This is a genomic window from Bradyrhizobium sp. BR 1432, from assembly GCF_051547705.1.
In the GTDB taxonomy this organism is placed as follows: domain Bacteria; phylum Pseudomonadota; class Alphaproteobacteria; order Rhizobiales; family Xanthobacteraceae; genus Bradyrhizobium; species Bradyrhizobium zhanjiangense.
This window is the reverse complement of sequence record NZ_JBPUGF010000003.1, coordinates 7,414,149-7,435,280: the sequence shown is the minus strand read 5'-3', so window position 1 is coordinate 7,435,280 and position 21,132 is coordinate 7,414,149. Positions and strand designations below refer to the sequence as shown.

General features: G+C 59.9%; 15 protein-coding genes. 9 read left to right on the top strand and 6 right to left on the bottom strand.

Annotated features, from left to right (window positions below; all coding sequences use genetic code 11):
- Positions 1-11: 11 nt before the first annotated feature.
- The gene (locus ACSKB8_RS36150) at positions 12-866 is read left to right on the top strand and encodes a sugar phosphate isomerase/epimerase family protein (RefSeq protein ID WP_438109312.1); all 855 of its coding nucleotides are present in this window, start codon (positions 12-14) and stop codon (positions 864-866) included.
- A gap of 43 nt (positions 867-909) precedes the next feature.
- The gene (locus ACSKB8_RS36145) at positions 910-2,154 is read left to right on the top strand and encodes a glycerate kinase type-2 family protein (RefSeq protein ID WP_438109311.1); all 1,245 of its coding nucleotides are present in this window, start codon (positions 910-912) and stop codon (positions 2,152-2,154) included.
- A gap of 806 nt (positions 2,155-2,960) precedes the next feature.
- On the opposite strand, the gene ACSKB8_RS36140 is transcribed toward ACSKB8_RS36145, so the two are convergent.
- Positions 2,961-3,176, bottom strand: coding sequence for a dodecin family protein (locus tag ACSKB8_RS36140; RefSeq protein WP_091883835.1), 216 nt, complete (start codon positions 3,174-3,176; stop codon positions 2,961-2,963).
- Positions 3,177-4,495: 1,319 nt separating this feature from the next.
- Complete coding sequence (locus ACSKB8_RS36135; protein ID WP_438109309.1) at positions 4,496-4,774, bottom strand: DUF1330 domain-containing protein; 279 nt, start codon at positions 4,772-4,774, stop codon at positions 4,496-4,498.
- A gap of 411 nt (positions 4,775-5,185) precedes the next feature.
- Here ACSKB8_RS36135 and ACSKB8_RS36130 point away from each other — a divergent pair, with 411 nt between their 5' ends.
- A complete protein-coding gene (locus ACSKB8_RS36130; RefSeq protein ID WP_438109307.1) occupies positions 5,186-6,574 on the top strand; it encodes an adenylate/guanylate cyclase domain-containing protein in 1,389 nt (462 codons plus the stop codon).
- Between the two features lie 2,169 nt (positions 6,575-8,743).
- Here ACSKB8_RS36130 and ACSKB8_RS36125 read toward each other — a convergent pair.
- On the bottom strand, positions 8,744-9,664 hold the full coding sequence (locus tag ACSKB8_RS36125) for an aldo/keto reductase (RefSeq protein WP_438109305.1): 921 nt from the start codon (positions 9,662-9,664) through the stop codon (positions 8,744-8,746).
- A 958-nt stretch (positions 9,665-10,622) separates the two neighbouring features.
- Between ACSKB8_RS36125 and ACSKB8_RS36120 the strand changes: the two genes are divergently transcribed.
- The 5 genes from ACSKB8_RS36120 to ACSKB8_RS36100 all read left to right on the top strand — a co-directional run bounded on the left by ACSKB8_RS36120 (position 10,623) and on the right by ACSKB8_RS36100 (position 16,615).
- Positions 10,623-11,975: an ABC transporter substrate-binding protein gene (locus ACSKB8_RS36120; RefSeq protein WP_438109304.1), complete on the top strand. Its 1,353-nt coding sequence runs from the start codon at positions 10,623-10,625 to the stop codon at positions 11,973-11,975.
- A gap of 135 nt (positions 11,976-12,110) precedes the next feature.
- The gene (locus ACSKB8_RS36115) at positions 12,111-13,148 is read left to right on the top strand and encodes an ABC transporter ATP-binding protein (RefSeq protein ID WP_438109303.1); all 1,038 of its coding nucleotides are present in this window, start codon (positions 12,111-12,113) and stop codon (positions 13,146-13,148) included.
- Positions 13,145-14,080, top strand: coding sequence for a carbohydrate ABC transporter permease (locus ACSKB8_RS36110; RefSeq protein WP_438109301.1), 936 nt, complete (start codon positions 13,145-13,147; stop codon positions 14,078-14,080). The genes ACSKB8_RS36115 and ACSKB8_RS36110 overlap by 4 nt, the downstream gene beginning before the upstream one ends.
- 1 nt (position 14,081) lies before the next feature.
- A complete protein-coding gene (locus ACSKB8_RS36105; protein ID WP_438109300.1) occupies positions 14,082-14,927 on the top strand; it encodes a carbohydrate ABC transporter permease in 846 nt (281 codons plus the stop codon).
- 302 nt (positions 14,928-15,229) lie between these two features.
- Positions 15,230-16,615: a transposase gene (locus ACSKB8_RS36100; RefSeq protein WP_438104200.1), complete on the top strand. Its 1,386-nt coding sequence runs from the start codon at positions 15,230-15,232 to the stop codon at positions 16,613-16,615.
- Positions 16,616-16,784: 169 nt separating this feature from the next.
- Here ACSKB8_RS36100 and ACSKB8_RS36095 read toward each other — a convergent pair whose 3' ends face one another.
- Entirely contained in the window at positions 16,785-17,954 is a 1,170-nt protein-coding gene (locus ACSKB8_RS36095) for a saccharopine dehydrogenase family protein (RefSeq protein WP_438109298.1), read from the bottom strand.
- 368 nt (positions 17,955-18,322) lie between these two features.
- Here ACSKB8_RS36095 and ACSKB8_RS36090 point away from each other — a divergent pair, with 368 nt between their 5' ends.
- On the top strand, positions 18,323-18,571 hold the full coding sequence (locus ACSKB8_RS36090) for a hypothetical protein (protein WP_438109296.1): 249 nt from the start codon (positions 18,323-18,325) through the stop codon (positions 18,569-18,571).
- Positions 18,572-18,770: 199 nt separating this feature from the next.
- Here the strand turns inward: ACSKB8_RS36090 and ACSKB8_RS36085 are convergent, their stop codons facing one another.
- Positions 18,771-20,225: a short-chain fatty acid transporter gene (locus ACSKB8_RS36085; RefSeq protein WP_438109294.1), complete on the bottom strand. Its 1,455-nt coding sequence runs from the start codon at positions 20,223-20,225 to the stop codon at positions 18,771-18,773.
- A gap of 50 nt (positions 20,226-20,275) precedes the next feature.
- Positions 20,276-21,112, bottom strand: coding sequence for a flavin reductase family protein (locus tag ACSKB8_RS36080; protein ID WP_438109293.1), 837 nt, complete (start codon positions 21,110-21,112; stop codon positions 20,276-20,278).
- Between the last annotated feature and the right edge of the window lie 20 nt (positions 21,113-21,132).

Below are 21,132 nucleotides of genomic sequence, written 5' to 3'. Positions count from 1 at the left end.
AAGTGACTGCGATGCCCGAAATTTCGATCCGCCCCCTGCCGCTGTCGCGCTGTTCGATCAACACTGCCACTCTCGGGCACCGCTCTCCTATTGGAGATGTCATCGAACGTGTGGCCCGTCACGGCTTCGGTGGAATTGCGCCATGGCGCCGGGATCTCGAAGGAGAGGACCATCGCCTCATCGGCAAGCACATTCGAGACGCTGGTCTGGCGTTGAGCGGGTACTGTCGCGGAACCTACTTTCCAGGCGCAAACCGGAGCAATTTCGAAGCGAACGTTGCCGATAATCGTCGTGCAATCGATGAGGCGGCCGAATTGGGCGCGCCGTGCTTTGTCTTGGTGGTCGGGAGTCTCCCAGAGGGGAGCAAAGATCTGAATTCAGCTCGGGCGCAAGTGGCCGAAGATCTTGATATCCTCCTGCCTTACGCCAAAAAGGCGGGCGTCGGCCTCGCGGTTGAGCCCCTCCATCCCATGTATGCGGGTGACCGCTCATGCATAACGAGCCTCGGAGAAGCTTTGGCGCTATGCGAACGTCTGGATCCGTCGCGCGAAGGTGGGATCGGAGTGGCCATAGACGTCTATCACGTCTGGTGGGACTGGCGCTTGAGCGAGGATATCGCCGCCGCCGGACCATCGAGGCGGATCATGGCTTTCCACGTCTGCGATTGGCTCGTCCCGACCAGCGATCTTCTGCTCGACCGTGGAATGACGGCAGATGGTGTCATCGACATCAAGCATATCCGGCGCGAAATTGAAGCCACAGGCTATAGCGGCTTCACGGAAGTAGAGGTCTTTTCCAGACGTTGGTGGTCCACGCCCGAGGACGACGTCCTCGTTGCTTGCGCCAAGGGCTTTTCCTCGATTTGAGAACACGGCTTGAACTAGCGCCAAACTGCAATCGAGGACGGAAATGGGCAATTCGGACGTTCGAGTGATTCTCGATGCCCTGCTGCAAGCAGCGCTAGATGCTGCTCGCCCGGCCGGTAAGTTCGCCGGACGTCTCCCTGGCCCGCCATCGGGCCGCACGATCGTCGTGGGGGCAGGCAAAGCCGCCGCGAGCATGGCTCAAGCGTTTGAGGCCGAATGGCCGCATTCGCTCGAGGGGCTCGTTGTCACTCGCTACGGTCATGCTGCAAAGACGCGATCGATCGAGGTGGTGGAGGCATCTCACCCTGTGCCGGATGCTGCCGGACTGCGAGCAGCGCAGAGAATACTAGAACTCGTCAGGAGCGCTCGCCCCAACGATCTCGTTGTTGCCCTGATCTCAGGAGGGGCATCCTCGCTCCTGAGTCTGCCTGCGCCTGGCGTGACCCTGGATGAGAAACGAGCGTTGACTTCCCAGTTGCTTCGCTCGGGTGCGCCGATCAGCGCCATGAACGAGGTTCGGAAAGCGCTCTCGGCAATTAAAGGGGGACGTCTCGCGGCAGCCTGCCGCGCTAAGTTGGTCACCTTCGTGATTTCCGACGTACCCGGAGATGATCCGACCATCGTCGGTTCTGGTCCAACGGTCGCGGGAAAATCATCCCACTTGGTTGATGTCCGCGCAATCCTTGATCGCCATGGAATCGATGTGCCGGCCCACGTCGCGAAGGTAATCGCAGCCAACGTTGCGCCTACCACGGTCGACGGCGAGACTCACGTCATCGCGACTGCGAGGATGGCGCTTGACGCAGCCGCTCTCGCTGCGCGCCGGCTGGGCATTGAGCCCCTGATATTGGGCGATGAAATCGAAGGCGAGGCACGCGAGGTCGGCATCGTCATGGCCGGCATTGCACGGTCTGTTCTGAGCTACGGAACTCCGGCGAAGCGCCCCTGTGTGATCCTGTCGGGAGGCGAGGCAACAGTCACGATGCGCGGGGAGGGACGAGGCGGCCGAAACACCGAATTCCTTCTTTCACTGGCATTGGCCCTTGACGGCGCGGAGGGCGTCTCCGCGATCGCTGTGGACACGGACGGCATCGATGGATCTGAGGATAACGCCGGCGCTTGGTTCGATCCCATGTTTGTCCCGTCGGCCCGCGACTCCGAAGTCGATCTTGCTGCGCATCTAGCCCGAAATGACGCCTATGGGGCGTTTGCCAAGATGAACCGTCTCGTGATGACAGGGCCAACACTGACCAATGTCAACGATTTCCGCGCAATCTTGGTTCAGTGAGCGTAAGCTCCTCTGGCTTCAAGGCTCACGACTGCCTATGCGTAAGATTGGATCAGATATCGTAGGTTTGTTTGGTGTGTGGAAAGGCGGTAGCGCTCCACCGACCCGAAACCCCACAGCTCTTCGGGCGAGACGATTCGAGCCTCAGAATTCACTTCATGCGATACGACGCTATTGTTAATGGGCTCTAGTGGGACCTTGGTTGCTCGAGCTAGCTCAAACTTGCCCATGATGGACTGGACCGAGACTTCAAGTTTCTCAATGATTTAAGAGGCGGCGTGTGCACGACGTGTGCACCGGGAGATCAAGAAAAATCTATTGAGGGCAAGTGTGGCCTTGCGCTTTGGACTGATGTGGCATCGGCAGAAAGCTTGGACGGGCAGGGTACTCCTGTCCGAGCTGATAGTTTCACGAATGGCTTGGCTTTTCGCCTGCCGGTGAAGGCATGCTGACTGCACCGAAAGTGAAAAATAACGTCGAGGGTTCGAGTCGCTCCGTCGTCTCGCCCCGAAGCTTTCGTTTTCGACTCGAGTAGTCGCGCCTCCAATGTGGCGCCTGCAAAGCGCAGAACCTACGTAAGCTCACAAAGCTGATCCCGTCGCCCACGATCCAGCCCGCTTAGGCACAATCAAACGGCCCACGCGCCCAGCGCGTTGTACGACCCTGGATCATGACTTCGTGGACGTCTTCGACACAATCGGCGCAAAGCGGGACTCTTTCCAAATCGGGTGACAGTTTGGCGGGCCGCTCGACGCGTCTTTCTCCACCGAGCCATCCTCGCCACGCAAGCGGGCGAGGTATGAGGCTCAGGAGCCCTCGAACTTGAACGATACGTTGAGTTTGGCGCGATAGGCCTCCACTTTTCCCATGGCATCCAGTTGCATATCTAGTTTGACGACCTCTGCAACGCGAAGATCCCGAAGAGATTTTGCAGCTTGCTCGACCGCGTTAGCGGCGGCCTTCTCCCAAGAATCGTTGCTGGTACCGACTAGTTCAATGATCTTGTAGACGCTATCAGGCATGTCGTCCTCCTGTTCGGTATGAAGCAGGAAGCAGGGCGCCCCCTGCCTTGTGGAATCTAGCATCAAGATATCGGCGCTTATACGACGCGATATGGTCTCAGGGACTTCGCTCGGAGTTGAGAAGGGGCAAGCCGGGACTTGGAGGGGAGGATGGCTCTTGGCGCGAAGCGGACATCCGGTCGGACCCGCACGCCGGAGTGTCGAAGCGCAAGTAGAAATGCGTTGAATTGGCAGGCGGCGGTCGAGGCGCTGATGCTGGCGGCGGCTCGCGGCGCCGCGCCAGGTAGCGGGCAAAGAGACGATTCGAACGCTGATTTCAGTGAATCACTTGCGGACGTTGCAGATGCTCTCAATAGTGTGGCTTCGCAGCTGTCGGGCTTTGCACACGAAAGACGGGCGGTGCCCACCTTACTGCATTTCAAGTTCCTTGAGGCCGCAATCCATTTCGGCTTGACGGTGGTCTGCCGGCCTTCGTCAGGCAGCCACCCATCTCCCCGTCTGGCAACGTCAGTTGCGCCATCGTTATGCAATGCAGTGATTAATTCAGTAATACTCCTCGCCGCGGGCAGCGCGCTGCGATATATTTCCGGTCGGAAGGACTGCTGAGCCCCAAGGTTTATGGGCATCATGGTCACCCCCACGCCCGGAATGCGGAGAGTGCTGCGGCAAGCGCACGTGTACGGCCGTTTGGTCGCACATGGTGGGAAATTGTACTATCCCGGCGGGAACCACCGGTTATGCAGTGAAGAGACCGCGATCGCGATGGTAAAGGCAGGCTGGCTCAGGCATCGCGGCGACGAGTATGAAATTACATCCGACGGCATAAGGGCCGATGCGCGGCGTGAATAGCTCCTTCTGACCGGCACGTCCGCCTTGTGCAGAAACAGTAGTGATATGCAGGCTCAGACCGAGAGAATTCCACAACCACGAGTGCGCCCCCGAGGCATCGATAATTTACGGGCCCAATCGGACGTCGCCGGGACCGCAATGCCCGAGGGCGAGATAGGCTGATCTATTGCGGTGACGGTTTTCTCACCCGATGTCAGTGGCGCCATCCGCAACGCCGGCTGTTAGCCACCAGACCCGAGCAAAAACGCATCGACCGACGCAGCTAGTCGGCCGGCCACTTGCATGGCCGGTGTGGACTGAAGGGGCAGCGAACCGACAGAATGGGTTGCCAGCCCAGTGCCGGCAAGAAGAGCTATTGCGATCGCAGAGAGATAGTAAATCCTCATGGCGATGGTCCTTTTCATCGCCCTACGAACTAACCGGACGTCTCAGAAGTGGTTCCCGAGCCGCCTAGTGGCCCTCAAGCGTGATCAGCATGTCGAGATCGCTCGTGCTTTCCTTGCGCAGCTTAATCGGTGGCTGGTACTCGGTGAGTTGTACCAAGCGGCTAGTGATTGCTTGTCAGGAAATTCGATGACGACGACGCGATGCGGCTCCCAATGGCCGCCCTCCAGGAACTGATGCGCGTTGCGCTTTGCCAGATACCGCTCACCGTATTTTTCGATCACAGGTCCAACCTTGACCCGATATTCTTCGAATATAGCGGGCTCCGTGATGATGTGTTCGGCGATTAGGTAGGCCTTTGGCATAGGCCAGTCTCCGCTCTTGATTTGCATGCCGGGAAATTATCACGCCCACCAGCCGACCAGAGGAAGGCGCAGCGCCCGGTATTGCGCGATACAAAATTTCGTGCGGGGACGCGCGACGGCCCGCCCTGACAACACCTCACGCCTGCTTCCCAATCTTGCCTCGCGCAAGCGACCACGGGCGAGCTTGCAGGCGCCCCAGGGAGCGGCTTGCGTAATGGTCAATATTTCGGCCGTACTTGGCCAAGCTCCAAAACTGACTTCATCCCATGGGATCTCCGCGCAGGCTGCGAGAGGCTCACTAGCCGCGGTCGCCCGCCGCTCCACTCATTCGCTGCGCGTTCGCTCTTTCTTCGTGTGTGATATGTTCATCTAGTATACGATTGTTCGGACACCGAGAACGAGCGGGGTGCCATGAGAGGCGTCACGGAGTGGCTCGAATCAATCGGCTTATCGGAGTATGCCCAGCGCTTCGCCGAAAACGGCATTGACCTCTCAGTCGTCCGCGACCTGACAGAGCAGGACCTAAAGGAGCTGGGTGTCCTGCTAGGTCACCGCCGCAAGCTGCTGCGCGCCATCGCAGAGCTTGATGACGAAATTAGGCCTCCGGCTAAAACAGAGCTTTACCCGGGCCGACCGGACGAAGGCGAGCGGCGTCACCTTACAGTGATGTTTTGTGACTTGGTTGGTTCCACAGCCCTTGCGGCGCGATTGGACCCTGAGGATATGCGAACGCTGATTGGCGCGTACCATACCTGCATCACCGAGGTCATAAGCCGCTATCACGGAAAGATTGCCCGTTACATGGGCGACGGGGTGTTGGTCTATTTCGGCTATCCGCAAGCGCATGAGGATGATGCCGAACAGGCTGTGCGTGCCGCCCTCGCAATCATCGATGCAGTTGCGAACATCCGGAATGTCGCCGCTGCCCTGGAGGTTCGCGTCGGCATTGCGACAGGCACTGTGGTGGTCACCGAGCTTCTGATTGAGAGTGTTCCGGCGGAGCAAGCAGTTGTTGGTGAGACGCCGAACCTCGCTGCGCGGCTGCAAACGATGGCCGAGCCAGGGTCTGTGTTGATCTGCGCGAGCACGCGTCGGCTCACCGGGGGTGAGTTCGATTACTGCGACCTAGGTCCCGTCGCGCTGAAAGGCTGGGCGGAGCCGGTCCGGGCCTATCAGGTGCTGCGGGCGAGCGGTGTCGAGAGCCGCTTTGAGGCGATGCACACCACCAAGCTGCCGCCGCTGTTCGGGCGTGACGAGGAGATGGAGCTGCTGTTACGCCGCTGGCAACAAGCTATCCGGGAAGAAGGACGGGTAGTGACCCTTACGGGCGAGCCGGGTATTGGCAAGTCCCACATTGCGTCGGCGCTTAATGAGCGGCTCCAGGGTGAATCACACGTCACCCTACGCTATTTCTGCTCTGAGCATCATACCCACAGCGCGCTGTTCCCATTCATCAACCAGCTCGAACGTGCCGCCGGATTCAAGCACGGCGACTCGCCTCAGAGAAGCTATCCAAGCTCGACGCTCTGCTGGCGCAATCCACGCGTCATCCCGAACACTTGGCGATTCTGGCAAACTTGTTGGTGCTGCCGACCGATGATCACTACCGGCTGCAGGACCTCACTCCACAAAAACGTAAAGAGAAGACCTTCGCCGCATTATTGGCCCAGCTTGATGGATTGGCGGCGAGGCAGCCGGTCTTACTCATTTTCGAAGATGTGCACTGGATTGATCCTACCTCGCTTGATCTGCTCGCAGCTACGGTGGAGCATGTGCCGCAGCTTGGGGCACTGGTGCTGATTACGGCGAGAGCCGAATTCACTCGCCCCTGGCCGAGTTATCCTCACACCACCACCATCCCGCTCACCCGACTTGGCCGACGCGATGGCACGGCGTTGGTACTGCGGGTGACCGGAGGCAAAACCCTTCCCAAGGAGGTAATGGAGCATATTCTCGCGCATACCGATGGCGTGCCCCTCTTCGTCGAGGAGTTAACGAAGATGGTGCTGGAAGGTGGGCTGTTGCGAGAGCACGACGGGGAATATGTTCTTGACGGGCCTTTGCCGTCATTCGCAATCCCGACCACCTTACAGGCTTCACTGATGGCTCGACTTGATCGGTTGTCACCGGTGCGGGATGTGGCCCAAATCGGCGCCGTCGCGGGGCGAGAATTTCACTACGAGCTTGTGAGCGCCGTCGCCGGGCTGCCGAAGCAGAGGTTGGACGAGGCTCTTGAGCAGTTGGTCCGTTCGGATCTGATGTTCTGCAGGGGTGAAAATCCACATGCGGTATACACCTTCAAGCACGCTTTGGTGCGGGATGCCGCATATGCTGGACTTCTAAAGAGCCGCCGCGTGCATCTGCACGCCCTTATAGCGAAGGCGCTCGAGCAGAAATTCCCCGAATCTGTACGAACCCAGCCCGAGATTATTGCATACCACTACACTCAGGCGAAGAACCACGAACGGGCCTTACACTACTGGTATGAAGCAGGCAGACAGTCAGCGGCGCGCTCGGCGCACAATGAAGCGGTCCGTCACCTGAAGCAAGGGTTGGATCAGATCCGTAAGATCGACGACCCAATTCTACGCAACAAGTCGGAGTTGCTGCTTCAGATATCACTCGGCAACTCTCTTCGGGCAATTAAGGGCTGGAGCACTGACAGCGTGAAGCATGCGTACACGCGAGCGCTTCAACTCTGCAAAGAGAGTGGGTTTGACGAACATGTTTTCCCTGCGATCTTTGGTTTATGGACGTGGAACTTCGTTCACGCATCGCTTGGTGAAGCTCAAGGCCTTGCAGAACATTTGCTGGATAGCGCCGAGAGGGCGGATAACCAGGTTTTCAGGGTTCTTGCCCACGAGGCTGTAGGGTTTACCTTGTTTGCACAAGGGAAATTTGCCGATGCTCACGCGGAGCTGGAGCGTAGTATTGGCCTCTGTGAGGACAGTAAGGCTGCAGAATACCTTGACCTGTCGGCACAAGACCCCCGCGTTCATGTCCGGGTATACGACGGCATGACACTCTGTTTGCTCGGTCATCCAGATCGAGCTTTGCGAATGTGCACGGAGGCTCGCCGATACGCAGATGCATCTCAACATCCCTTCAGTGAGGCAATCGCACGAACGATAAGCCTTCGCGTGCATCAGCTTCGGGGCGATGCCACCGCTGTCGCCGCGGAGGCGAACGCCGCAGTTGCGTTCTGCGAAGAACATCAGTTTGCGCACTATTTGGCCATGGCCCTGATTTTGCGTGGATGGGCTAGCGCCTATCAAGGCAATTTTGAGAAAGGTATCGCCGAAATTCAGGAGGGCTTGGAACAAGAACGAGCCACTGGCGCGCTGCTATTTGAATCCTACGCTTTGGGGCTATTGGCGGATGCATGCATAGAGTACGAACGCTACGCGAAAGCGTTCGACGTTTTGAAGCAGGCGCAATTGAGGCTTAGTGGGGAGAATTCCGAACGATTTTACGCGGCTGAGATATATCGTTTGTTCGCCGAAGCCCACCTCCGATCGAACCAGGATGTGGATCAGGCGGAGTACTATTTTTGCAAAGGCCTTGAGGTTGCGCGCGAACAGAAGGCTAAATCTCTAGAACTTCGACTTTGTTTGAGCATGTGTGGTTTGAGCGCACTGACACACAACGTTGAAAGGTGTCGCTTACAACTCGACAAGATCTACGGATCGTTTCGCGAAGGTTTTGAAACTCCAGACCTGGTCAGAGCCAAGGCAAGATTAGAAAGTGCGTGGTAGTGCTCAGCTTTGGACCAGTTTGGGGTCGAACGCGACCGGGCAGGGCGGGCCGCTCTTGTGAAGGGTTTCGGATGCCGGCCGCTTGATGGACGGCGCCGCGTATTCGGCGGCCGGCGTCCGAAACCCTTCACAAACTCGGAAGTCATCGTTTTTTGATTTGAAGGCGGCAGGCAGCCAATTTCTAGCTGCAATCGTGTATGCGCAACCTGGGCGATCATCGTGGTTCGCCGGAGAATGCCTGCCGCAGTGCTGATAGCCGGTCGAGCGCAGCTCGTGGTAACGGGCCTTTCTGGACCGCGGCGAGTGCGTCCTCGAACTGTTGCCGCGTCGCTATGCCGACCAAGATAGTGCACATCGCCGGGTGAGACAGCGCAAAACGCGTGGCGGCTTCGGTCAGGCTGGTGACGATCCCTTCCTTTACCAGCGGGATTAGACGGCGTGCGCGATCGACGTCGGCATCGTAGCTCATAGCCGATCCAATCGGCTCGGGCGCTGGACCTGCGATCGGGTGACGCTCGGCTGAGCCCGACAATGCGCCACCGGCAAGCACGCGGATGCCCACTACTCCAACGCCGGCCGCCTTGGCGTGATCGAATAATCGTCCGTAATCTTGTGCCGGATAGTTCGTCGGCAATTCCTCGGCGGCAGATGGATTGAGCACGTTGTAGACGACCTGAGCGCTGTCGAAGGCGCGTGAGTCGATCACCTGATGCAGTGTCGCGGTGTCGCCTACTGCCGTAATCCCGAGGAAACGAGTTTTCCCGTGCTGACGCAGGCGCTCGAACGCTGGTACTACTTCGCCGAGCACCTGTTGGACACTCAGCGCCAATCCGCCTCCCGTCTCGGTAATCGGATTGTGCAGGTGAAAGATGTCGACCCGGTCAAGACGTAGTCGCGCCAGACTGCCTTCGAGCGACATCGCTACGGCGTCGGCGATGCGACTGAACTCGCTGGGCAGCAACCGGACTTTGGTGCCGACGGCCACGTTAGCAGGTTTCAGCTTTTGCAAGACTCGGCCAAGGTTCCTTTCTGATTGGCCATTGCCGTACAGCACCGCGGTGTCGAAGTAGTTCACGCCAGCAGCGATCGCCCGCGCGATGGTACGCTCCTGTTCGGCAGCATCGCCGCGTACCATAAGTCCCCCACTGCGCCGCAGCCGAAGCCCAGCACCGAGAGCTGCATCCCCGTACGCCCAAAGGCCCGCAATTGCATCGTTGTTTCTCCGACTGCATGCAGCGAGCGGCCAAACGGTCACGGCTCCTTCCGGCACCCTGATGAATTTCCGCCGTCGCATGTGTCCCGTAAGAACCGGGCCTTGCGCAGTCTTCTTCTAAGACTAGCACTTTTCGACTGCCGGACGCGTGAGAAATGGCTCACATCGTGCCTCAAGTGCTGATCGGACCAGATATCTTACCGGGGCCTCGCGACCACAAGTGTCCTTGTGGCGCCACAGCGTCGAGCAAGATTGTGGCCTTCCTCAAGTTGGGCATGCCGAAGCCCTTGAACCAGCCGCAGATCGGAGAGAGGAGATCACAGACTCCGGCGTTCCTGCCTCGGTCGCTCCAGGGGCACGCGTCGCGCACCTTGGATGCGGTGCAGCACCTGAGTGTCCCCTCCACGTCGGCCATTCTTAAGGAGTATTTGTGGCCGTGCTGAAGCAGGAGTACGATAATACGAGTTGCCCGGTGACCTCGTCTTGCCGCTGTTAGGGGAAACGATGGGTTACGCAGGTGCTGTAGCTGCCACTACTTCTATCCCTGGCCGCGGGCTTGGCTCGCGCTCAAGAGTGGTGGAGCGCGCCGACTGACTTAGGCAGGATTGGGCTGTCGTCAGAGCCAGCTGCCACGACTGGTGGGCTCCTAGTATCGACGTATTCGATCGCAGCCCGAATAGCCATTCTTGGACCAGCTGGTCGCGAGACCAACCAGGAGGTCAGTCCTGGAGAGCGCCAGCCGACCTAGGGGGCGAGGCACTTACATCGGCGCCCACCACAGTCGAGGAACCAGGCGAAGGCGTTTGCAACGCCAGCCTGCAAAGCCTCGCCACGTTGCAATGTGGTTGGTCAGAACAACGACTGTCAGGAGGAGACGAACATGCGGTCAGAACGAGAAATTTCCAGATCATCCGTCACGCGACGCGGGTTTTTGAAGCGGGTGGGAGCAACGGCTGGAACTGCGGCTCTGGCGCCGGCGGTTTCGTTGCCGTTCGTGTCTACCGCGCTTGCACAGGCTAAGACGCTAAAGATCCTCCAGTGGAGCCATTTCGTGCCGCAGTACGATAAGTGGTTCGATGGGTTTGCAGCGGAGTGGGGAAAGAGGAACGGCATCACGGTGACCGTTGATCACATACCGCATCTGGAGCTACCAGCGCGTGCTGCGGCCGAGGTCTCCGCGGGTGCCGGACATGACATTTTTGCCTTCAGTGGATCGGGCGGCCCGCATTTGTACGAAAAACATGTCGTCGATCTCAGCAGTCTCGTCAGCGAGGTGGAGAAGAAGCACGGCAAGGTCCATCAGGTCGGTCGCCAGATCGGGTACAACGACGATACGAAGGTCTGGAGCGCCCTTCCGGCCTACTACATCTCGTTCCCCGGCCTTTACCGGAAGGACCTTTGGGACGAGGTCGGGATCAAACCAGATAGCTGGGAAGACATCCGCGTCGGTGGCGCCAAGCTGAAAGCGAAGGGCACCCCGATTGGGATCTCGCTTGGGCACTCCGTCGACCCGAACCTCTCGTACCGCAGCATGCTGTGGAGCTATGGCGCCTCTGAATGCGACCAGACGGGCAAGCGCGTCACCCTCAACTCCAAAGAGACGCTCGAGGTCGTGAAGCTCGTTCGCGCCATTTATAAAGACGCCATGGAACCGGAAGTCTTGTCCTGGGACGATGCCAGCAACAACCGGTTACTGGCATCCGGTCGAGGATCATGGATCCACAACCCGATCTCCGCATACCGGTCGATACAGAAGGCCAACCCCGAATTGGCCGACAGGATCCACGTCTGGAAAACGCCGGCCGGCCCTGTGCGTAGGTTGGCATGTGGATCGCCCAACTCCTATGGAGTCTGGCGTTTCGCGCGCAGCAAGGACACGGCAATCGAGTTCCTGCGCTACTGGACTGACAATTGGGTCGCTGTCTTCGAGGCGAGCACGGGCTACAATCATCCGCTGTTCGAGAACCTCGTGCCCAAGCCCATGCCGATCTTGTCGAACGATCCAACCTCGCACCCGGCCGACAAGCTGCAGGTGCTGGAGACCGCCGATGAGTGGCACGCCACTTATGGCTATCCGGGACCGGCCGGGCCAGCCTCGGACGAGGTCGCGGACAATTTCGTCATCGTCGACATGATGGCCAAGGCCGCGACCGACAAAGCGACACCAGAGGAAGCGGTCGCCTGGGCACAGAAGGAGACCGAACTGATCTACCGGAAGTGGTCGGCGGCATAACCGCGGCGCCCCGCGAGCGAGTGGATAACTGCTCGCCTCGCGGCACATCGATACCGATCGGGCAAGGCAACTGCAGCCTGCGGGCCGTGGAGGACAGCTTTAGGCGTTCCTTGTTCAAGGATGGAGGAAGTGCAGATGGCCGCGGTTGTTGTCAAAGACCTCAGAAAGGTTTTCGGTGACGTCGCTGCCCTCGATGGTGTCAGCTTATCGGTCCGCGACGGCGAGTTTCTGGTGCTGCTCGGTCCATCGGGCTGCGGCAAGACTACTTTCCTTAGGATCATCGCCGGTCTCGAGCGGCAAACGTCCGGCGACATCCTGATCAATGACGAAATCGTCAATGACATCACGCCGCGCGCGCGTGGCGTCGCCATGGTGTTTCAGAGCTATGGCCTCTATCCCCACCTGACTGTCGCCAACAACATTGCATTTCCGCTGAGGACGCAGGGTACGCCGCGGCCTGACATCAAGCGCAAGGTCGATTGGGCCGCCGGCCTGCTCGGGATCGACCACCTGCTTCACCGGCGTCCCCGCCAGCTTTCGGGAGGCGAACGCCAACGTGTGGCGCTGGCCCGTGCGCTAGTACGCAATCCAACCGTGTTCTTGCTGGATGAACCGCTGTCCAATCTGGACGCGAAGCTGCGGGCAAGCGCGCGTAGTGAGCTGAAGCAGTTCCAGCAGAAGGTGGGAACGACCACCATTTACGTCACGCATGACCAGGTCGAGGCCATGGGCATGGGCGATCGCATCGCGGTTATCGACCATGGCAAGCTCCGACAAGTCGGAACTCCAAGCGAGATTTACGACCACCCCGCTGACGATTTTGTCGCGAGTTTCCTCGGGACCCCGCCCATGAACCTGGTCGAGCATAGCTGTGGACTCTTGGGTTTTCGGCCGGAGCATTTTCTGCCGCGGGAGATGCTCGACGGAGCCGCGCTCTCCGAACTGCCCTTCCGCATTGATCGCATGGAATATCTCGGATCGGAGCGCATCTTGTACGGTGCGTTGGATGGCTTCCAGGCGAAGCGCGAAGTCACGGCGAAGCTGCCGGCCCACGTTCCACTGTCTGGCATCCGCGCCGGTGAATGGCACAAATTTGCGGTTCGGAACGCGGAGCTACGCTATTTCGATCGGGATGGTCGGCGTATCGTCAGCCCCAGGGAGCAATCTCGATGAGCGCGATCGCCGAAGCAGGTGCGCCCCGTCGAACGATACGATCGCGGTTTACTGCGTTCGATCGGCTCGATGTGCTCGGGCCGCTGTTCATCATCCCCGCGATCCTTTATGTCGTCGTGCTCGTCGGGTTGCCATTCCTGCTGGCCCTGTATTACAGCGTCAGCGCCTACAGCATCTTCAATCCGAGCTACACGTTTGTCGGGTTGAAGAACTTCCGCGAGGTCATCGACAGCGAGATCTTCCGGCGGACCCTGGCCAACACCCTCATCTTCACGATTAGTGCCCAAATCATCGGTCTGCTGCTGGGCAAGATCGGCGCCATGCTCCTCATGCAGGAGTTCCCGGGGCGCCGTCTTGCCCGCGCGCTTATCGTTCTGCCTTGGGCAGTACCGGTTTCACTGGCGACGCTGGCCTGGGTGTGGATGTTCGATTCGCTCTACAGCGTCATCAACTGGACGCTGGTCGCGGTAGGATTGATCGATCCGGCACACCGGCCACAATGGCTGGGGCAAGAGGATTTGGCGATGATTGCCGTGGCGACAGTGCATGCCTGGCGGTTGTTTCCCTTCGGTGTCGTGATCTTTCTTGCCGGATTCACGTCGGTGCCGCAGGATGTGCTTGATGCCGCTACGATCGACGGTGCGGGCTTCTGGCGGCGCAACTATCAGATCATCCTGCCAATCATCGCCCCGATCATCATGATCGCTCTGATCTTTGGCACTGTGTTCACCTTCACGGATCTCAGCGTCGTCTATTTGCTGACGAAGGGCGGACCGATCAACAGCACGCAGGTGCTCGGCTCGCTAGCGTTTCAGGTGGGCATCCTCTCGGGCGATGTCGCTCACGGAGCCGCCATTTGTCTGTTCCTGTTCCCCTTCCTCTTGGTCGCGGTGATCCTGCTCTTGCGGTCGCTGCGGCGGCGGGAGATTTGAGATGCCGCGGCTTGCCGGAAAGGTAGTTGGGCAAAGTTCGTTTTATGCCGCGGTGGTTACTCTGGTCGTATTCGCCGCGTTTCCTTTCTACTGGATGCTGATCACGACCTTCAAGACAGATGGCGACCTCTACAATCTCAAGTCCATCCCTTATTGGTTCAACGCGCCGCCTACGCTCGAGCATCTCAAGTATTTGTTTGAAGACACGCTGTTTGTGCAGTGGCTGTCCAATAGCGCCCTTATCGGGCTTTGTGTCGTGGCTATCACTCTTGTTGTGGCCCTCCCAGCCGGCTATGGGCTAGCCCGCATGCCGGGCCGGAGCGGCGAAAATCTGAGCATCGGCATCTTCCTGACCTATCTGGTGCCGCCGACGCTTCTGTTTCTTCCTCTCGCGCGGGTGGTTACGTTGCTCGGATTGCAGGACAGCATGTGGGCTCTTGTCGTCGTCTACCCCACTTTCACCATCCCGTTCTGCACCTGGCTGCTTATGGGCTTCTTCAAATCGGTGCCGCGAGAGATCGAGGAGGCCGCAATCGTCGACGGCTGCACTGTCGTGGGAGCATTCGTGAAAACGGTCCTTCCTCTTTCCGTGCCTGCCATTCTGACCGTAGTGATCTTTGCGTTCACGCTAACGGTGCAGGAGTTCGTGTACGCGCTGACCTTTATCTCCTCTTCCAGCGAGAAGCCCGTTACCTTGGGAGTTGCGACGGATTTGATCCGCGGAGATATTTTCTATTGGGGCGAATTGATGGGCGCGGCGCTCATTTCCAGCGTCCCGGTGGCGATCGCCTACAATCTCTTTTTGGACCGATTCATCAGCGGCATCACGGGCGGCGCGGTCAAATAATCGACCGTTTCCGTCCTGCGCCCAGCCCGCATGGCTTCCGATGCCGCGAGATCATCAGGCTGCAAGGTCGATGGAGAATTCAGGCGGGATGACGCGCAATCGCGCAACAGTACATGTTGAGCGCAACATGTTCGCCTTGGGTCAAACTGCGACTTGGCAGGGGAGAGCGGCCTTTGGCGCAAAGTGGACGTTCGGCCCGATGTGCGTGTCTCGGAAGGGCCGATTTTGTTGCAAAAGTCAGTTGAGACGAGCCGGCAAGCGTGATTCCGTTGTGTTGACGCGAATCGCGACGAGGTCGATCCATGATGGGCCGTCTGAAGAGTGACCAAGGTCAACTGTTCTACGAGTTTCATCTTGGCGACGCGGTTCCTGAAGATCATCTCGTTCGGAAGATCGATGCTGCTCTCGATCTGTCCTGGCTTCGCAGCGAACTAGCTCCTCATTATTCGTCCATGGGTCGCCCGTCGATTGATCCGGAACTGATGATCCGGATGCTGATCGTGGGGTATGTCTTCGCGATCCGCTCGGAGCGCCTGCTCTGCCGTGAAGTGCAGGTGAACCTCGCCTATCGGTGGTTCTGCAAGCTCGGTATCGAGGATGCTATCCCGGATCATTCGGCCTTCTCGCGGGCCCGCAATGAGCGCTTCCGCGAGGGAGATGTCGTTCGTCGCGTATTCGAACATATTGTCGGGGCGTGCATTGTAGCCGGTCTGGTTGGTGGCGAAGGTTTTGCGGTAGACGCGAGCCTGATCCAGGCAGATGCCAACAAGCAGCGCTCGATCGCGGGTCAGGATTGGCGCAGGGATCGTGATCCGGCGAGGTCAAGCCGCGCGGTGAAGGAGTATCTGGCGACCCTCGACGATACGGCGTGGGGTGCGGCCAGTGACGTTGTCCCGAAGTTCATCTCGCCGTCCGATCCCGCGGCCCAGTGGACCGGAGCTCACAAGGGACCGGCATTCTTCGCTTACTCCGACAATTATCTCATCGACGTGAAGTTCGGCGTTATCGTTGATGTTGAGGCGTCCCGCGCCATTCGCCAGGCCGAGGTCGGAGCGGCGAGGACAATGATCGAACGAACAGAGGAGCGCTTTGGTCTCAAGCCAGAGCGGCTTGTCGGGGATACCGCTTACGGGGCTGCTCCGATGCTGAACTGGCTGGTGGAGGAGAAGGGCATCGCGCCACATATCCCCGTGTTCGACAAGTCGAAGCGAGATGACGGTACCTTCTCGCGCAGCGACTTTCGATATGATCCGACCAGCGACGTCTACCATTGTCCGGGCGGAAAGCGGCTCGGGACGAGCGGCACCGTGCACGAGGGCAAAACGCTTCTGTATCGTGCGAGCAAGCTCGACTGCGACGCATGCCCACTTAAACCGCAGTGCTGTCCAAAAGAACCATCGCGCAAGATCCCGCGCGACATACATGAGCACGCCCGGGACGTCGCCCGGTCGTTCGCTGGCACCGAGGGCTTCGAGACGTCGCGACGTCAGCGCAAGAAGATCGAGATGCGGTTTGCGCACTTGAAGCGCATCCTGAGGCTTGGTCGGCTTCGGCTTCGTGGCCCACGGGGCGCCCAGGACGAGTTTGTTCTGGCCGCCATTGCTCAGAACCTACGGCGGCTCGCATCGCTGGTTGCGCGACCGCCACCCGCTCGGGTCTGTGTACTGCGTAGCGTAAAAGTTGCGTAGAGAGCGTCCGGGTCGCGAGACCAAACCCCGTCGCCCCAAGTGAAATAGCCGAACCACATCACCGGTCACTGCCGACTTTTGCAACAAAATCGGCCAGAAGCGGCCATTGAACCGGAGTTGAGGCTCGAACTCGCCAAGCCGGCACGCCGCTGCAGTTCTGAGCGTTACCTCAACGCGCGCTGAAGGTGAGGCCGGCGCGCTGCTTCAGACGCTTGCGCAACGCCGGACCCATCAGCGCGCCCGGCGTCCAGGTGCCGCCCTCGCCCTGTACGTCGCGCAAGAGGCAGAGAGCGCTCTCGGCGATCATCTTGCTGGTCGAGCCGTAGCCCGGATCGCGGTCGCCCGTGACCACCGCCTCGACCCGTCCGCCATCCGGCAGCTCGCCCAGGAAGAGGATGTCGTAGAAGCCCTTCTCGCGCTCCTCCCGAGTCGGGCCTGCGCCGGGTTTGAGACCGCCGGTTCCGAACAAGGAAACCACCGTGGCGAATGTCTCAGTTGTCACGCGAGCGATTTCCCCAAATCCCGGCGCGACCATCATCTCGTCGTAAACGAAGTTCGTGCCGTAGGGATGACCCAACAGGAAATTCGTGCGGTGCACGTTCTTGGTGTTGATCGGCGCCATGGGGAATGGCACGAGCCACACGTTCATGCTCGGGTCGTATTCGGGGATGAGGCCCGACGGCTGAGACGGCCCGGTGAATCCCGGCGTCAACGCGAAGGGATCGGTCAGCAGCCGGATCAGGGCCGGGTCGCGCGCGGCGGCGGCCAGCGTCGCCTGAGCACTCGCCGCGGTGCCGCCAGACATGCCGCCTTTCACCTTGCGCAGGCGGGCTTTGACCCGCCGCGCCGGGCGTCCGAATTTCTCGCGCGCCTTCTCCTGCAGCGTGAGCACGCCGAGGTCGAACGGGATGGAATCGAAGCCGCAGGAGAACACGATGCGCGCGCCGGTCCGTTTTGCGTCATCTTGATGGGCGTCGATCATGCGTCGCATCCAAACCGGTTCGCCGCACAGATCAACATAGGCCGTGCCCGTAGCCGCGCAGGCCGCCACAAGCTCTTGACCGTGGAGCTGATAAGGCCCGACCGTCGTGATGATCACGGCTGCACGCTCGCACATCGACTGCAGGCTGGTCGGCTCGGCGGCATCCGCCTTGACCAACGGCAAATCGTCCGGTGCGCCGATGTCGGCACGCACCTTCTGGAGCTTATCGGTCGAGCGTCCTGCGATCGCCCAGGACGGAGCATCGTCGCCGCGATAGGACGTCGCCAGATATTCGGCGATGAGACGGCCGGTGTAACCTGTCGCGCCATAGACGATGAGGTCGGAGTCCCGCTTCACGACGTTGGTCCTTCTCGAGACCCGGGGCTATCTTCAGATCCGTGTGTAATCGCTTTGTACGATTCGTGGCCACTGTCACCAGGGGCCACGCAACATTCGCTACCAAGCGGGCGCTACCCCTTACTCGGACCGGTCTTCCACCGGCTGGATCGCACCAGGTTAATCTGACGCACTCATTCGATCACCTCGTCGGCGTGGGCGAGCAGCGCCTAAGGGGTGGGGATGCCAGGTCACTTTGTACTGTGTGGGGCCCGGCGAGGACACAAGGACACTCAGCACGTGCAGCTGCTTCTTTGAACGCCCATCGCGTTTGACGGAGGATACCACAGTTCCGCCTTGGGGCCGCGGACTGCCAAATGAGCTAATTGGTGGTGCGTCTCTACAGGGCGGATCAGCAATATGGTATCGGCAGCACATGCGCGTTCCTCGCATCCTGTAGGGTTGAGATTGTCCGCAGCATGGTCGCAATCGGCGTGAGCATCGCCGCTCTTTCGGACATGGTTTATCGCCAGTGGTCGCTTGGGCGACATCGTATCGATTTCAATACGGTCGGCGTGCGGCGTGCCTGGAAGCGCAAGGCGGAAGCTCTCTCAGGCAACTCGCGTTGTGCGACTTGATCGCTCATTCCTATCCCGGATCGCCGATCGGGTTCGACCGGCAACCCAGGTCGGCCTACCGAGACGCGCTTCCCATTGCCCTTCATTGGCTAGAGCTTGCGCAGCTTGGCCAATTATGGATCGGGCGCTTTACCTGATGTGAAAGCGATCGCCGCGGGACGCCAGGACGGGCATCCCGCGTGCTAGGCTCTTCGATCGATCACGGCAAAATGGGTGGGTGATAGGTGAAAGTCGCCATTAAAATTGCAGCCAGAATCATGACGATCGGGAAGTGCACGAAGAATTGCACGGAAGTGTAGCCGATCAGATCTTTTGACTTCAAGCCGAGCACGCCCAGCAGGGGAAGCATCCAGAATGGGTTGATGAAGTTCGGCAGCGTCTCGGCGATGTTGTAGACCATGGTGGTCCAGCCCAGATGAGCTCCGATCTCATTGGCCGCCTTCATGATGTACGGCGCCTCAATGAGCCACTTGCCACCGGCCGACGGGATGAAGAAGCCGAGGACCGCAGAATAGATCCCGATCAGGAATGAGAAAACGGTGGAGTTGACCGAGACGTGTGCGAACCAGTGAGCGATGGTATCGGAAAGCGTCAGACCGCTGCTGTTTGGCACCTTGGTCAGCATGTGGGCGATGCCTGCATAGAAAGGAAACTGCAACAGCAGGCCCGAGATGCTCGGCGTTCCCTTGGAAAAGGCGTCGAGGAGACTGCGGGGGCGCCAGTGCAAGAGAATGCCAAGCACCAGAAACACGAAATTATAGGTGTTCAGGCCGGACAGCGTGATCAGCGGATTGCCGGATTGAAAGGTCTGCCAGAGCCAGCCCGATGCCAGGGCTGCGATCAGAATGGTCAAGACGGGGCTGAACTCGAGGAAATCGCCCGGCCGTGACGGCTTCTTGGGCTCGATCCGGTCGTCGTCGAGAGAGACGCCGAGATCTTCCGCGGTTCTGGTCAGCGCCTCGTCCGGCGCGGTCAGATAGCAGATCGCTGCGGACAGCGCTGTCACGACGATGATCGTCACCAGGTTTTGCCACGTCAGGATCGTCTCGGAGAAGCTGATGACGCCGGTGATCGGCAGCAGCGAGCTCGGAATACTGGCCGCGTTGGCCTGAAGCTGCGCGACCGATGAGGTAATGCCGAGCGTGAAGCCGCAGCCCAGACCCAGATAGCCGGCCGCACCCGCTGCACGATAGTCCAGCTTGATGTCCTTGCGCCGCGCGATCTCGCGCACCAGGAGGCCCGAGAAGATCAGGCTCAGACTCCAGTTCAGGAGTGAGAGAAGGATGCTGAGCACGCCGACGAAAACCACGGCGCCGCGCGCGCTGGAGGGAACGCCGGCCAGCCACCGCATCAAGGCCGAAACGGGCGGTGACATCGCAACCACGTAACCACCGACGGCGGCCAGCGCCAGCTGCATGGTGAACGGAATGAGATTCCAAAACCCGTCGCCAAATGCGCGACTGACAGCGAGGGGGGAGCCGCCATGCGCGATCGTCCCGAGCGCGACGGTGACCACGGCGACAAGGACGAACACGTAGGCATCCGGAAACCATCGCTCGGCGAAGCTGACCATGTATTGCGAGAACCGCGCAAGCACATTGGCCTGTGTCGGCGATTTATCCAGAAAGATGGCTCTGTCCGTCGTGTCGGTCATTTGCGGCCCCCATAGTCGCGTTGATGTTGCGTTCAGTTCATCGATACCGATCAGAGTGCGAGCGTGAGCTCGGAGAGCGGAACGGATTGGCAGGTCAGGCAGTGGTCGCTCGCGTCGTGCTCGCCGCCGAGCCGGGCGACGTTGCCGTCGACGATGCGCATCAGGCAGCTCTCGCACTGGCCGACGCGACAGCCGCTCGGCAAGGGCAGACCGGCCGCCTGGGCCGCATCGAGAAGCGTTCCGAGCTCCGGCGTCCAGGTGAAGCTCTTCTTGCTGTCCGCGATGTGGACCGTCTGCGGCTTCAGTGTCCGCGGCACCGGTGGCGGCGAGGCGAAGGCTTCGGTGAATATGTCGAAGCGCGGCACGCCCCGCTCGACCAGGCGGGTCGTCAACGACGTCGTGAAGTCCGGCGAGCCGCAGAGATAGGTTAGGGGTCTCTGCGGCAGCAACGGATCGATGGCCGATAAGTCCAGCCGGCCCGCGTAATCGTAGTCCCCAGGGCAGCGGTCTTGCGGGCACGGCACCGAATACGCTGTGACAAGCTCGAGCTCTGGCAACAGGCGAGCGAGCTCCCGCAACCGGCGGGCAAAGGCATGCTCGCCGCCATTGCGGCAGCCATAGAGCAGCAGAACCTTTGCTGCGCGCTCGGCCGGCTGCCGTCTCGCCAACGCCTCGAGATAACCGACAAAGGGCGTGATGCCGATCCCGGCGGCAAGAAGCATCACCGGCCGGCGGCCGCTGAGCGGAGGCGTGAAAATACCCTTCGGCGGCTCGATCTGAACCTTATCGCCGACCGACAGGCGGTGGAGCTGATCGGACAGGCGAGCCGCGTCGGGCGCAAGTCCAGGATCGTCGGCGGGGCGTTTCTTGACGGCGATCGACAGCACGTCGCGGCCGTCGTGCCCCG

What these genes read in the sequence shown, in the direction of transcription:
- ACSKB8_RS36150 (WP_438109312.1), top strand. Translation starts at nt 12, where the DNA reads ATGCCCGAAATTTCGATCCGCCCCCTGCCGCTGTCGCGCTGTTCGATC.
- ACSKB8_RS36145 (WP_438109311.1), top strand. Translation starts at nt 910, where the DNA reads ATGGGCAATTCGGACGTTCGAGTGATTCTCGATGCCCTGCTGCAAGCA.
- ACSKB8_RS36140 (WP_091883835.1), bottom strand. Translation starts at nt 3,176, where the DNA reads ATGCCTGATAGCGTCTACAAGATCATTGAACTAGTCGGTACCAGCAAC.
- ACSKB8_RS36135 (WP_438109309.1), bottom strand. Translation starts at nt 4,774, where the DNA reads ATGCCAAAGGCCTACCTAATCGCCGAACACATCATCACGGAGCCCGCT.
- ACSKB8_RS36130 (WP_438109307.1), top strand. Translation starts at nt 5,186, where the DNA reads ATGAGAGGCGTCACGGAGTGGCTCGAATCAATCGGCTTATCGGAGTAT.
- ACSKB8_RS36125 (WP_438109305.1), bottom strand. Translation starts at nt 9,664, where the DNA reads ATGGTACGCGGCGATGCTGCCGAACAGGAGCGTACCATCGCGCGGGCG.
- ACSKB8_RS36120 (WP_438109304.1), top strand. Translation starts at nt 10,623, where the DNA reads ATGCGGTCAGAACGAGAAATTTCCAGATCATCCGTCACGCGACGCGGG.
- ACSKB8_RS36115 (WP_438109303.1), top strand. Translation starts at nt 12,111, where the DNA reads ATGGCCGCGGTTGTTGTCAAAGACCTCAGAAAGGTTTTCGGTGACGTC.
- ACSKB8_RS36110 (WP_438109301.1), top strand. Translation starts at nt 13,145, where the DNA reads ATGAGCGCGATCGCCGAAGCAGGTGCGCCCCGTCGAACGATACGATCG.
- ACSKB8_RS36105 (WP_438109300.1), top strand. Translation starts at nt 14,082, where the DNA reads ATGCCGCGGCTTGCCGGAAAGGTAGTTGGGCAAAGTTCGTTTTATGCC.
- ACSKB8_RS36100 (WP_438104200.1), top strand. Translation starts at nt 15,230, where the DNA reads ATGATGGGCCGTCTGAAGAGTGACCAAGGTCAACTGTTCTACGAGTTT.
- ACSKB8_RS36085 (WP_438109294.1), bottom strand. Translation starts at nt 20,225, where the DNA reads ATGACCGACACGACGGACAGAGCCATCTTTCTGGATAAATCGCCGACA.